Source organism: Cytobacillus sp. C11.1 (assembly GCF_058145115.1).
The window spans coordinates 3,265,652-3,278,875 of sequence record NZ_CM176935.1 but is presented as its reverse complement, the minus strand read 5'-3'; the positions used below and the strand labels follow the sequence as shown (position 1 = coordinate 3,278,875).

Below are 13,224 nucleotides of genomic sequence, written 5' to 3'. Positions count from 1 at the left end.
GAAAGGGTGGTGCATTTATATGAATTTAAAATCAGGCAATGTTGATCAGTTTGAACAGTTTTCCCAGTTTAAGAACCTTCAGGAGTTTAATAGTCATTTAGAGATGTGGCTTGCGGTGAATAAGGACAAGTTTTCGAAGGGGGAGCTTGTAGGATTAAAAAGGCTGGCTCGTTTTGCAGCCAAGGTTCCCGGCGTGTCCAATGCAAAGATCGGTACCGTTCTTAAAGCAATCCACGAGGAATACAACGACAATGGAATTTCCCGTTCTACTTTTAAGAGGATGATTGTAAAAGCAACAGAGTTAGGTATCTTTACAGTCCGTGAAACAGAAAGAAAGAATGGTTCCCAGTCCAGCAACTTATATATTTTCAATCGCTTTCCCAAGAGTGAACCACCAGAGGAGAAAAAAATGAACCACCATAATAAAACTATTAATCTTTCTAAAACTAATAAAAATCAAAAGAATAATAAACGTAGCAAAACCGAGCTCGATTACACCTTTACAAGTGATCGAGTTCCAAAGGCTTTCGTTGATGCTGTGAAGTACTTTTTCCCAGAAGCAAAACAAATCGAAGAATTTTGGAGAATGACCGCAATTGCAGCTTATAGAAACGACCGCGAGCAAGATAGCACCGGGGTGCTTAACACGGCCATTCATTCTTTCAAACAACTGATCCGCAAAATGAAAACCAGCAAGGTTGCAAAACCGATTGCATACTTCTACGGCATTTTGAACAGAAAACTGGAGGAACTTTACTTTGAAGACCTGTTCGAAATGGGCTTTGCGGGGAATCAAGACGACTTCTCCCTAACCTTTTTTTACAAAAAATAAAAAAAGTGAATTTTTCCCGAAAATCGGCGAGTTAGACCCTTCTTTCGGGGAGTTTGGTACCTAAACTCAGGAGTTTAGGGGGTAAACTCTCCAAAACTCGACTTTTTCTTGATTAGCAAAAAAATCTTAATCCCGCTATGTTAAAGCTACCCGGGAATACTTTGAGAGCGCGCTTTCCTGAAGGGATAATAACGTGGAGAGCTTTGAGCAAGTGGCAGCACAATATGAACCGATGATTCATAGAATTATGAATGACCTTAGCATTTATAAAAACAGAGATGAATTCTACCAGCTGGGGTTAATTAGCCTTTGGCAGGGATGGGAGAATTATAATTCAGAAAAAGGTAATTTTATTTCCTATGCTTTCGGTTATGTGAAAGGGAAAATGCAAAACGAATTAACGAGACAAACAACATATATAGAACGATTTGTATATCCCGATGAAGAATTCTGGGAAGTCATAGAGGATTATCTGCACGGCAGCCCTTCCACATTGCTCCATGATCTTCTATCAATCTGCGGTACCTTGACGACGAACCAGAAAAAATGGTTGATTTATACACTCGAAGATCACCTGACTGTACAGGAAATTGCCGATCAAGAACACGTCTCCCTTTCTGCTGTCAAAGCCTGGCGACAGGGAGCCCGGGATAAATTAAAAGTGTTCAATTTTAAAGGTGGAAGATTGGAAGACTTACTGTTATAACATGCATTTCTTAAATCTTTTAAAATCACCCTGTCCATATTGCCCGCCAAAACGTATATAGAAAGTGAAAGGAGGTGATCAGCATGGCACTAGCAAATATCATCGATACAAAGCTTCGCCTGGTTTTTGAAACGGGACTGGATGAAATAGGGAAGCCTATTCATAAGTCAAAAACCTACAGCAGCCTGAAGCAATCAGCTACACCTGACCAGCTATTTGCGGTTGGACAAGCTGTTGCTTCACTATCCAACTACCCGTTGGCAGCAATTAATAGAAATGACAGCTTCGATATCGTAGGCTAATCTTTTCTATTACTAACTTAAACTTGCAGGGAGGTGAAATAGAATGGCGAAAACGTTAGAATTGACTTTCCTTTCCGATATGGGAAAGCCGTCCAAATTAACGATTGATAACCCAAAGGAGCCAATTGATCCGATTGCTGTCAAGGCAGCTATGGACCAAATCATTGCAGCAAATGCCTTTGATGGAAATGGCGGTGACTTTGTTCAGGCACAAGGAGCTAGATTGCTTGAGCGCAATGTAACCGAATATGAATTAGTATAATCCGAAGAGGCCGGTTTCTTTCTGAACCGGCCTTTTTTATAAACGTATTTTAGGGTGCCAGGCCCTATGCAAGTGGCCTGACACCCAGAAAGGAGCAAATATCATGGAACAGATGGTCACATTGATCAGCGAACTTGGCTTCCCGATCGTTGTCACGCTTTTTCTGCTGAACAGAATCGAAGCCAAACTGGATGTTGTGGTGTCATCGATCCAGGGATTGCCGGATCGGCTGCGGGAATAAAGCCAGTTTATGCCTACGGAAGGGACTTCCCTGATTTAACTTATGTTCAGGGGATGTTCTTTCGGAAAGAAATCCGATTTCAAAGCGTAAAATTCTCTCCTCTGCCCTCACTAATTGCTTTTTTATAAACTGCCGAAGCAACCATGGTATCGAGATAGCCGATGCCAACCGACTTGTATAAGGTGATTTCGCCTGGTTCACCCCGCCCGGCTTTCTCTCCACAAATAATTTCACCGATTTCACCGTAAATGGAATCGGTACTCCATAACCCTTCATTATGTGGAACAAGGAGATCGCCCGCTTCTTGAAGAGCCCCTTCCATCGTATCGACCACTATTTTATTGCTCCGTATAAGTGTTTGAACGTCAACCTCCTGCATATGAGGCTGATAGGAGCCAATTGCATTTATATGTGTCCCTTCTTTTAGGAAAGAACCATCAAATAGTGGAGTTGAACTCTTAGTACTGCAAATCACAATGTCTGCTTTGCTAACTGCGATATTAGGGTCTGCTTGTATAGAAATGGTTCCTCTCCATTCAGGATATAAAGAACGGAGCTTATTTTTGAATGCATGAGCCTTCTCTACTGTCCGATTAAATAAAATGATATGTTCCAAATCCACAACAGCCATTACTGCTTGTATTTGCCCGATGGCTTGGGCACCGCACCCTAAAAGTGTACAGGTTTTGGAATCTTTTCGAGCTAAACATTTAGTGGCTACACCGCTGGACGCACCTGTTCTTAATACCGTTAAGCAACTGGCATTCATGACAGCAACGTGTTCACCAGTGTTCGCATCTGTCAGTAAAATCACACCTTGGAGAACTGGTCTGCCTTCTTTTGCATTGTGCGGAAAAATGCTTACAACTTTAATAGCTGTATAATTTTCCGGCTCAATATAGGATGGCATATATAACGTTTCCGCTTTAAATTTTTCGTGTGGAACAGACATTCTTATCGGTGTCTGCGTTTTATTGCCATAACTATATCCAAACGCTTTCTCAACGTCTTCTATACAATCTTTCATTGAATATAGCTCTTTAATCATTTCCTCATTTAACATCAACAATGATCCCACTCCCATACACGCTTAGTGAACTTCAATACATGCAATCTGGTTATTTAGATGAGGACTCTATAGGAATCGTCCGATTGGCGGCATTTCATATTAATCTCATCTTTTATAAATATTCCCCTGCTATACTGTAACTTTACTCACCCTATCACTTGAAAGTTGTGTTTTAAATCGGTCTGGTGCAAAAGGAGATAAGTCGATATCAGATTTACCGCTTGCTATTAAATCAGACATTGCACTGCCTGTTGAAAGGGCCATTGAAATTCCGCTCATAGCATGGCCGGATGCAATGAATAAATTCGTAAATGAAGGAACGGCCCCCAGAACTGGCAAGCCATCCGGTGTCATAGGTCTCATACCGCACCAAGCCTTCTCTTTTCCATGAATCGGAGACCGTAAATACTGGGCAGCAGAGCTTCTCAAACTATCGATTCTTCTCTGGTCAAGGTCGGAATTTAACCCCGACAATTCCATTGTTCCTCCAATTCTTACAGAATGATCAAACGGACTGATCGTCACCCTTGAATCTCCAAGGTATAGAGGCTGCTGAAACTGAATGGATGGAGAAGATATCGTCAGGCTGTACCCTTTTCCTGCAGTCATGGGGATTTGTATTCCTGCTTGGTTCAAAATCTGACCCGCCCAAGCACCCGCAGTGACAAGAAAATGATCCCCTTCAATTGTTTTCTCTCCGATGTTGGCACCAACTACCTTATCCCCTTCCCGAATAAAGCCCTTAACTTCTGTTCGTGACAAGATTTCAGTCCCATTCCCAACAAGCCAGTCTTTTAGTGCGCTAGTTAGCGATTCGGGGCGAACATGACGTTCAGCAGGGAGATAAATTCCTCCTGCCACAGCATCAGAAAGTGCAGGTTCCATTTTTAAAACTTCATTTTTCGATTTTGCAGATGGTGCCGGCAGCCCAAACTCTTCAACAATCCGGTAGCTATTTAGCTTTTCTTCTATATAGCTTTCTTTTAAAAATACAAAAAGCAAGCCTTTCCGATGACTTTCAAACTCAAGCCCGTTTTCCCGCTCTAACTCATCGAACAATCTTAAGGTATTCCTGCTCAATTCCAAACCGGCCTTATACCCTTTTTGGTAGGCATCCTCACTGCAATACTTCCAGAATTGCAAAAGCCAAGGGGACAAGGACGGTACGATTGAGGGTTTAATATAGAGAGGGCTATCGCGCTTTAACATCCACTTAAGACTTGTCTTCACCAAACCAGGAGCAGGAACCGGGTCCGATAAACTGGGGCAAACCCATCCCATATTTCCGCTGGAACATTCGGCACCAGGCTCTCCTTTGTCAATTAATACAACGTCCATGCCCTTCTTTCTAAGATAAAAAGCGCTTGCCAGGCCAATGATTCCACCGCCAACCACTATCGCTTTCGTCATTTCATTCCCCGCCTTATTGTAGATTTAAATAGATATTATCTAATAGCCGAGTAGCAAGAACTCATCCCGATAAATAAGTAATCAAAGGATATTGAGACTAAGTATATAGTAAAAATTTTCTGAATTAAATGTATAAAATATATGATAATAAATTCATTTAGAAAAAAATTTTTGTGTCTTTTTACCATTAGGCTCTGTTATAGCTTATTGTTGTTTTTTAGCACCCTGTTGATTGGAGCGGAAGGCACGAGACTCCTGCGGGAGTGCGGATCAAGGGAGACCCCACAGGAGCAAAGCGACGAGGAGGCTCCCGGACCGCCCGCGGAAAGGGAGTGCCTGCAGCGGAAATCAACAGGCAAATTTAACAGAGCCTACAATTAAAATGACAAAGATAAAAATAACCCTACTCCTCAATATGGTAAAAATACTCTAATAGTCTTAGCGTTTATCTGTATTTTTTGTGAAAAATGCACATAGATAAAGGATTCCAAAAAGAATATATTTAAAATACAGAATTTTAAAAATATATCGAATAATCTTTGAGATAAGGAGGAATATCTGAAAAATACTTTCTGTTCGTGTTCGATATATTCTAACATGTGCCCTATCCGGAATATTTCCTATGATTAAAAAGGCTTGATAACAAAGGGGTTGGTTTATTTGAAGGATAACCAAGTAGTTTGGGGATCAAGAATTGGATTTATTTTAGCAGCAATGGGGATGGCTGTTGGTACAGGCAATATTTGGCGGTTCCCGCGGATGGTTGCTGAGCATGGCGGCGGTTCTTTTTTAATTGGCTGGGCAGTATTTTTGTTCCTATGGTCATTGCCGCTCATAATGGTTGAAGTGTTTATTGGAAGAAAAACCAGGATGGGAACAATGGGATCCTTCGGAGAGTTTATCGGCAAAAAATTTGCCTGGTTCGGTCCAATTATCACCATCGTTTTAGCAGGAATTACTTTTTACTATTCTGTTGTTGTAGGCTGGACTTTTAAATATTTCATCTTAGCTTTACAAGGAACTTTCACAGAAAAAATTGATTCTGCTGCTCAGTGGGAGAATTTTGTTGGCCATTCAGCGGAACCTGTTATTTATCATTTTATTGCCGCCGCACTTTGTGGTGTTGTTGTATTTATCGGGGTTACAAAGGGTATTGAAAGAATGTCAAAACTTTTCCTTCCGCTTTTATTCCTCTTGCTTATCTTTACAGCTATCCGTTCCGTTACCCTGCCTGGCGCAATGGAAGGACTTTCTTATATGTTTACACCACAGTGGGAATATTTAGGAAAAGCCTCAACTTGGCTTCAGGCATTATCGCAGTCTGCCTGGTCCGTTGGCGCCGGTTGGGGTTTGTATGCAACCTATGCCATTTACACAAAGAAACGTGATGATATTGCTCAAAATTCATTAACTGCTGGACTCGGAAACAACTCTGTCGAATTGCTTGCAGGTTTAACGATCATACCAGCTATCTTTGCTCTGGCACCTTCACAAGAATATATTACTCAAGCAACAAGTTCAGGGAATACGGGTTTAACCTTTATTTATATGGTAGAACTGCTAAACGTCATGCCGCAGACTTACATTTTTGGAATTGCCTTTTTTGGAGCCTTGGCTTTTGCTGCCTTTACTTCATTAGTGGCAATGGTAGAACTAATTACTAGAAACCTATCAGATTATGGAATTCGCAGAAATAAAGCAATCGTGCTCACTGTTGCTTTAATATTTATTGGCGGTATCCCTTCAGCTATAAATATGAAGGTATTCAATAATCAGGACTGGGTTTGGGGAGTAGGTCTGCTGCTTTCTTGTTTCTTATATGCATACGCTGCGATTAAGTACGGTGTAGAAAAAATGCGAGATGAAATAAATGAAGTCAGCTTCATTAAAGTGAACAAGTGGTGGGTTTATTCTATTAAATATTTTATCCCGGCTTTATTTGTAATAGTGACTGGATGGTGGCTATACCAAGGTGTGACATGGTATCCGGACACTTGGTGGAAGCCGTTCGAAGAATTCAATGTCGGAACAATTGTACTTCAGCTCGGAATTGCTTTCCTGCTTGCCTTTTTGCTCCTACGATTTAATAACAAATTACGAAGCTCTGTGAAGGAAGAAGGTCTCAATGATCAAGGGTCCACATTGCCTTCGAATACAGACATCAAGGAGGAATTATAATGTCGGCTTCCGCCATAATCATGATGATCATTATGCTGGGTTTATTCTGGGGAGGCTTCTCCTATATGGTGTATAGAACCTTAACGACAGACTACGACGATAAGTAAAATGCAAACAAAAAAGGTGCCAGGTTCCATCAAGCTTTTGATGGTTCACCTGGCACCTTCTTTTAGTTATTCTGCCTTTACATAATCATGTTTCAATAAATAATTATAAACTTTCCTGCTTACGATTATTCCGTTTTCAATCGCGCCGTCAATAAAGCCAGCCCAGCCATTTGCATAAGTAGTTCCTGCTAAAAACACCGAATCTTCAGGGGTGTTCCACTCATTCTGATAGGTGGTTAACTGCTGAGGTTTCAGCATAGGCCACGTTTCCTTTGAAAACTCGTCATTCACCCAATCATGCCCTGTGCTTTCAATGACTTGTATGTCAGGAATCCAGCATTTCAAAGCGGCTTCTACGGCTGCCCTGTCATTAGGATCCAGTCTTTCCGCACTTGGCCCAAAACCAACCAGGATGCTTTCGCCATCAACATATCGATCTAAATGCACTGAATTTAAGGGGTAGCTGCCAGGTGCTAATGCATCGAACGGTTCTAATTCCCCTTTTACTTTAGCCCAAACTTTAACACCTTTTGATGTTTGTCCCAGCTTAGAAGATTCCTGCTTGGCTGCAGAAAGCGGAGGCTCGAAATGAATATGATTAAGAGTTGTCAATGGTACGGTTACCATTACCGCCTTTGCAGTAAAACATTCCCCTTCTGCAGTAAAAACTTTTGCAGCCCCTTCTTCATGCTCAATCCGTCCAACAATGGTCGATAACTTTATATCTGCGGCGCTATCTTCAGCAATTGCTTCTATTAATTTCCGGGTCCCCTCTTTTAAACGGTAACTCGAAACCATTGCACTATGGGTATCCCAATTTCCTTGTGAGAACGTCCACCAGCGAAAGATTTGCGTTATGGCCCCTTCAGCTGGATCACCGCAAAAATCCGATGCAATCCAGCCATGTAAAACGTCGTATTCCTCTTTTGTTAAACCAAAATCGCGCAAAAATTGTTCTGCAGAAACGTTGTCCAAATCTCTAAAGCTTTGAGTTTTCAGAGGTTCAAATGGCATTGGCATATGTTTATTGCTTTCTCTCATTAGTTTTTCAACCGTACTTCTTAGCCTATCTTTAAACTCTGCTGCTGGTGATGAATAAGTTTTCCCATCAGCAATCCAATATACTTTTTCGGTTTTTGGTCCGGAGGCAAGCTCAAGGCCGTATCTGGTAATTTCCGCCCAAACATGCGGCTGATGCCAATGTACATACGTTCCTCCCATTTCGAGCTCTGTTCCTAAACGACGATCCACCCATGTCCGGCCTCCAATCCTGTCACGAGCCTCCAATACTAATACTTTATTGCCTAACAGCCTTAATTCCCTCGCAGCTGTCAATCCAGAAAACCCGGCTCCCACAATTATGACATCATAATTTTGCTTATTCTCCATTGTAAGTCCCCCTTCTGTTTCATTAAAGAAACTGCAGCACCCGTAAAGTGTACTGCAGTTTTTTTGTCCTTTTAAATTTGCCTGGTGGTTTCCGCGGTTTCCGCTCCTGGCACTCGCTTTCCGTTAGATTTCATCACCCACAGCAGGGTTTGCTGCACTCTCAGTATTAATAGGCAAGGTGATGTTCTTGCGTGTATACATGAAGTAATAATACACATAGCATAGGCCAATGAAGCCAAAGCCCCAATATAGCGATGATCTCTGCGTCGGATCAAAAGCCATAACTGCGAATATAAGCACGCACATGGCAATACATAAAATCGGAACAAAAGGATATAACGGAACTCTATATTTTAAATCCTCCACTTTCCCGCCATTTTTGGTATATTGTCTGCGGAATCCGATTTGTGCAGCGGCGATTGCTAACCATGTAAGTGTTCCGCCAATACCGCTGACTGCGAGCAGGACTACAAATAATGTATCTGCTGCTACATAACTAGTTAGAAGAGATAATAAAGCAAAGCCAAGTGTCACTAAAAGGGCATATGAAGGAACACCGCGTTTATTCAGCTTTCCAAAGACTTTTGGTGCCATTCCGGTTTCAGCCAGAGAGTACATGATTCTCGTACAGGCATAAAGCCCAGTGTTGCCGACAGAGAGAATCGCTGTCAAAATGACAAAGTTCATAATATCGGCTGCATATGGGATACCTACCATATCAAAAACAGTTACAAACGGACTCTCCAGAACCCCCGCTTCCTGCCAAGGAACAATTGCTGATAAAACAAAGATGGCTAAAACATAAAATAACAGGATTCGGAAAACGATGGTGCGAATCGCTTTTGGGATATTCTTTTCCGGTTCTTCCGTTTCTCCAGCGGCCACACCCATAATTTCGGATCCTTGAAATGCATAGATTACGGACATCATCGAAATGAAAACACCAACAATCCCTGCAGGAAATAGTCCATCACCGAAGAAATTGGATACATAAGGAGCAGGTGTGCTTTCCATGGATATACCTCCAAAAATAGCTCCTAACCCGATAATGATGAAAAGGATAACAGTGAGAACCTTAATTCCTGCAAACCAATACTCCGTTTCAGCAAAGGCTTTTGTTGTAAGGGAATTAATTGAAAACAGAAGGGCTATAAAGATTGCACACCAAATCCAAGTTTGAACATCCGGAAACCACCTCTTCATTAGTAATCCTGCAGCAACAAACTCAAGACCGACATACATAGCCCAGCTTAACCAATAAACCCAGCCGATGACAAAGCCTGTTGCGGGACCAATGAACTTGGTTGCATGCGCCTGAAAGGAACCAGAAACAGGCATCACAACGGATAATTCTCCTAAACAGACCATTGCTAAATACATAAGCAAGCCGCCAACAAGATAAGCTAGAATGGCACCTGCGGGACCAGCTTCACCGATTGCATATCCCGAACCAAGAAATAATCCTGTGCCAATAATTCCGCCTAAGGACATCATAAATAGATGGCGGCTTTTCATTTGCCTTTTTAATTTTGTTTGACCCATTCATTTTCACCCTGCCTTCCATTTAAAATTGAACACAATACGTAAGCGCTTACAATTTAGTGTGAAAAATTTTTAGTGAAGGCTCTTTTCTCATAGATTGTTGTTTTTGTAATTCTGCCCTTTGATTTCCGCTGCGGGGGACTCAGCGAACCCGCGGGGAGGGTTGCGAGTCTCCTCGGCTTCGCCTGTGGGGTCTCGCACTTCCCTCTCTTCCCGCTGGACACTGAATAAACATCCCTGGATTAACACCGCACGAAGAAAATGCGGATGCATTTTCGAGGAGTCAAGTGCCCTCCGCTACAATCAACTCAGTTGGTTAAAATACGTTTGCCTTCAAAAAGCAACAAACTTTACGAAAACTGCCTTAGTCAATGGCTGTGACTGTGTCCTGAGGTAACGGTATTACCTTTTCGAGGTCCCTTTGAATAAGTAAATGGAAATGATGAACGAGATTTTCTGTCAGTGAAAATCTTCCCTGTGAATAAGCGCCAGTCTCAATACCCTTTTGAACCATTTCACAAATATCGAGATCTTCTTTTCTAACAAGCTCATCCATTGCCATAAGCTCTTGTTCTTCTTCCGTAATCTCATCGGTCAAGAAAAACGTGGTATAGATATACTTTGTGGTCTTATGGTCAATGGGTATTGATTGGTGAATAGAAAGATTGGCTGGCCCTGGATCGAATGAAAACCATGTATTTGGATAAAGCCAATAATACCTTCCGCCTTGTCCCAGCATGAAGTCCAGCTTTTTTCCCTTCAATGGTGTTCCTTGATAGGAGTAATAATCGTACATGGACATCTCATATTGTTTCATGTCAAGCTTGGAAACAAGTGTTTTATGTACAATTGAACAATGGTCACACTCAAGATAATTATCGATCCCTATCTTCCAATTTGATTTGCAAATGGTTTCTTTTACGCGTACCCTTTTTAGGCTTCCTAAGTCATATTTTGCAACATGCTGGAAAAGATCAGGATACTGCACCTTCATCCAAGCCGCATCAGGATTCAGGTTCACAAAAATGAAAGAATGAATAATTTCAAGTTTAATTGTTTTTAAGCAAAAATCCTGATAGTCAAAATGATCGCAGCCTTTCATATTCGGCGCTCTAAGCAAAGAGCCATCTGTCCGGTAGGTCCATGCATGATAAGGACATGTAAAAACTGATTTATTGCCCTTTCCCTCTGCAAGCTTTGATGCCCGATGAGAACAAACATTATAAAACGCCCGAATATCTCCGTCCTGACCGCGGCTGATGATGATTGGACGGTCAGCCACTTCTGTTGTAAAATAGTCGCCTGGATTGCTAATCTGGCTCAAGTGCCCGACATATTGCCATGTCTTGCAAAAAATCTCTCTTTTCTCCGCTTCAAGAACCTTTGGATCTGTATAAAGCCATGCTGGCAATGTATGTGCTTCACTTAACGTATTGCTGACTCGCACTTCCTTCAAAGACATTCCCTCCTTTTTTAAAAATACATATACCTAAACACTATAATGAGTGTTGATAAGGTAATTTTAAATTAAAAATATTCTGAATTATATGTTTAAATTAAACAAAAACATTTATTTAATAAAATTAATTTTTAGTTTTTTTATCTAAAAAGAACTGCAGGTTTTAAAAAGCCTGCAGTTCTTTTTACTCAAAATTCTTATGATAGATTGGTTGATCATTTACTTGCTAAAAGGAAATTTTTCTCATTTCCACTTTGGGATAATAAAGATTTGTAGAAAACCATCTTCCTCTCCACATTGGGAATTACATCATCATGATGTTGTGCAAATGTAGTAGACAATCAAAACAAAAGGTGTAAACTTATGATTACATATTATCTTTTTTTGAATTTTAAAAATATTATTGATGTCTGATCTCCTAAAAATAATTAAACATATCCTTAAAAAGGTCTTGTACATACGAAGAAAGGAAAATCGAATATGAAAATCCTTGAAAATATCGCCCAAGACATTGTTGAAAAAACCAGTGAGATTTTACAATACCCGATTAGCATTACGGATAATGAAGGGTATATCATCGGCTCTACCGATCAAAGCAGAATCGGTATTTTCCATCGGCCTTCCCTTGAGGTTATTCAAAAGAACTCGACGGTCTATTGCAAAAAGGAAATCGATAAAAAAGTCCTCCCTGGAGTGTCCGCTCCCTTAAAGTTTAATAACAAAGTCATTGGTGTTCTGGGAATCGTCGGAAATCCCACAGAGGTAGAAAAATACGTTCAGCTTGTCAAGAATCAGGTCGAGATGATGTGCCAGGATGCCTTTCGAAAAGAAATGGTCGAACTGAAAGAGAAAATGGCTGAAATGCTGGTTTATCAGCTTATCCACTATAAAGAGTCTGAACAAGAAGAAAAAGAGCATATTTACCAGTATGCGAAGCTGCTTGAGTTCGATTTGAATACGGATGGTGTATGTATAATTATTGATATCTCGAACCCCTCTTCAAGTGATCGGAACCTGTTTGGAGATCTTTCTTTTCAATACTTCCAGAAGGAGGTTTTAAGTTTCTTAAAATTAATTTTCAAAGAAAACGATAATGATATCGTGTCTTTTATTGACTTTAAACGGTTCATTATTTTTAAATCCATGCCCTTTCCTCAGTCTTTCCCTGCTTTACTGGAAAAATTGGATGAGAAACTGTCAAAAATTAATTCATTCCTGGAGGCCAAATACAGTGTTTCGGCAAAAATGGGTGTGGGAGATGTGCAAAACTGCCCAAGCGGATATTCTGATTCCTACCAAAACGCCATTAAAGCCATGAGCATAGGGCTGGGATTTCAGGACCAATCCAATATCCATTTATATAATGAGCGGGAAGCGATGTTAAGTCTTTTGCCGAGGGAACTTGCTCAAGACTATAAGAAGAAACTATTAAAAATGGTATCGCCCTTAATAGAGCTGGACAATTATGAAGTTTTAGCTTCTACCTTTCTCGGCTTTTGCAGGTACAATATGAATTTAAGTGAAGCATCAAGGAATATGTTTATCCACCGAAATACGATCATTTACAGACTTGAAAAAATAAGTGAAATTACTTCCTTGAACACAAGCAGTTTCGAACATTGCATGCTCCTGTATACAGCCATCCAATGCTATGAGGAAATGAGATCATAAAGGGTAAACCCTCTGTTTCTTCAAGAGACACCTTCGTTTAGAGCCCCTCCCCTTAC

At 40.9% G+C, this 13,224-nt stretch carries 13 protein-coding genes; 8 read left to right on the top strand and 5 right to left on the bottom strand.

Annotated elements, in window-relative coordinates; genetic code table 11:
- Positions 1-19: 19 nt before the first annotated feature.
- From AC3ZVC_RS16250 to AC3ZVC_RS16230, 5 genes are all read left to right on the top strand, one after another.
- Positions 20-832 (top strand): hypothetical protein, encoded by an 813-nt coding sequence (locus tag AC3ZVC_RS16250; protein ID WP_490064251.1) that lies wholly within the window; start codon positions 20-22, stop codon positions 830-832.
- Positions 833-1,025: 193 nt separating this feature from the next.
- Positions 1,026-1,538 carry a sigma-70 family RNA polymerase sigma factor gene (locus tag AC3ZVC_RS16245; RefSeq protein ID WP_490064250.1) on the top strand — a complete coding sequence of 171 codons (513 nt, stop codon included), beginning with the start codon at positions 1,026-1,028 and terminating at the stop codon, positions 1,536-1,538.
- Between the two features lie 83 nt (positions 1,539-1,621).
- On the top strand, positions 1,622-1,840 hold the full coding sequence (locus AC3ZVC_RS16240; protein WP_490064249.1) for a DUF1659 domain-containing protein: 219 nt from the start codon (positions 1,622-1,624) through the stop codon (positions 1,838-1,840).
- Between the two features lie 43 nt (positions 1,841-1,883).
- Positions 1,884-2,102 (top strand): DUF2922 domain-containing protein, encoded by a 219-nt coding sequence (locus AC3ZVC_RS16235; RefSeq protein WP_214722432.1) that lies wholly within the window; start codon positions 1,884-1,886, stop codon positions 2,100-2,102.
- 103 nt (positions 2,103-2,205) lie between these two features.
- Positions 2,206-2,343 carry a YvrJ family protein gene (locus AC3ZVC_RS16230; protein ID WP_048010265.1) on the top strand — a complete coding sequence of 46 codons (138 nt, stop codon included), beginning with the start codon at positions 2,206-2,208 and terminating at the stop codon, positions 2,341-2,343.
- A 79-nt stretch (positions 2,344-2,422) separates the two neighbouring features.
- On the opposite strand, the gene AC3ZVC_RS16225 is transcribed toward AC3ZVC_RS16230, so the two are convergent.
- Positions 2,423-3,412 carry an ornithine cyclodeaminase family protein gene (locus tag AC3ZVC_RS16225; protein WP_490064247.1) on the bottom strand — a complete coding sequence of 330 codons (990 nt, stop codon included), beginning with the start codon at positions 3,410-3,412 and terminating at the stop codon, positions 2,423-2,425.
- A gap of 129 nt (positions 3,413-3,541) precedes the next feature.
- Positions 3,542-4,822: an NAD(P)/FAD-dependent oxidoreductase gene (locus AC3ZVC_RS16220; protein WP_490064246.1), complete on the bottom strand. Its 1,281-nt coding sequence runs from the start codon at positions 4,820-4,822 to the stop codon at positions 3,542-3,544.
- Positions 4,823-5,482: 660 nt separating this feature from the next.
- Between AC3ZVC_RS16220 and AC3ZVC_RS16215 the strand changes: the two genes are divergently transcribed.
- Positions 5,483-7,000, top strand: coding sequence for a sodium-dependent transporter (locus AC3ZVC_RS16215; RefSeq protein ID WP_490064245.1), 1,518 nt, complete (start codon positions 5,483-5,485; stop codon positions 6,998-7,000).
- Complete coding sequence (locus AC3ZVC_RS16210; RefSeq protein WP_490064244.1) at positions 7,000-7,107, top strand: MetS family NSS transporter small subunit; 108 nt, start codon at positions 7,000-7,002, stop codon at positions 7,105-7,107. Before AC3ZVC_RS16215 ends, AC3ZVC_RS16210 begins: the two co-directional genes overlap by 1 nt.
- 66 nt (positions 7,108-7,173) lie before the next feature.
- Here AC3ZVC_RS16210 and AC3ZVC_RS16205 read toward each other — a convergent pair whose 3' ends face one another.
- The 3 genes from AC3ZVC_RS16205 to AC3ZVC_RS16195 form a co-directional block, all read right to left on the bottom strand.
- The gene (locus AC3ZVC_RS16205) at positions 7,174-8,496 is read right to left on the bottom strand and encodes a flavin monoamine oxidase family protein (protein WP_490064243.1); all 1,323 of its coding nucleotides are present in this window, start codon (positions 8,494-8,496) and stop codon (positions 7,174-7,176) included.
- A gap of 123 nt (positions 8,497-8,619) precedes the next feature.
- Positions 8,620-10,038, bottom strand: a complete 1,419-nt coding sequence (locus AC3ZVC_RS16200) for an amino acid permease (RefSeq protein ID WP_490064242.1) — start codon at positions 10,036-10,038, stop codon at positions 8,620-8,622.
- A 364-nt stretch (positions 10,039-10,402) separates the two neighbouring features.
- Positions 10,403-11,500: an aromatic ring-hydroxylating oxygenase subunit alpha gene (locus tag AC3ZVC_RS16195; protein WP_490064241.1), complete on the bottom strand. Its 1,098-nt coding sequence runs from the start codon at positions 11,498-11,500 to the stop codon at positions 10,403-10,405.
- Between the two features lie 477 nt (positions 11,501-11,977).
- Here AC3ZVC_RS16195 and AC3ZVC_RS16190 point away from each other — a divergent pair, with 477 nt between their 5' ends.
- Positions 11,978-13,168: a CdaR family transcriptional regulator gene (locus AC3ZVC_RS16190; RefSeq protein ID WP_490064240.1), complete on the top strand. Its 1,191-nt coding sequence runs from the start codon at positions 11,978-11,980 to the stop codon at positions 13,166-13,168.
- The last annotated feature ends 56 nt before the right edge of the window (positions 13,169-13,224 follow it).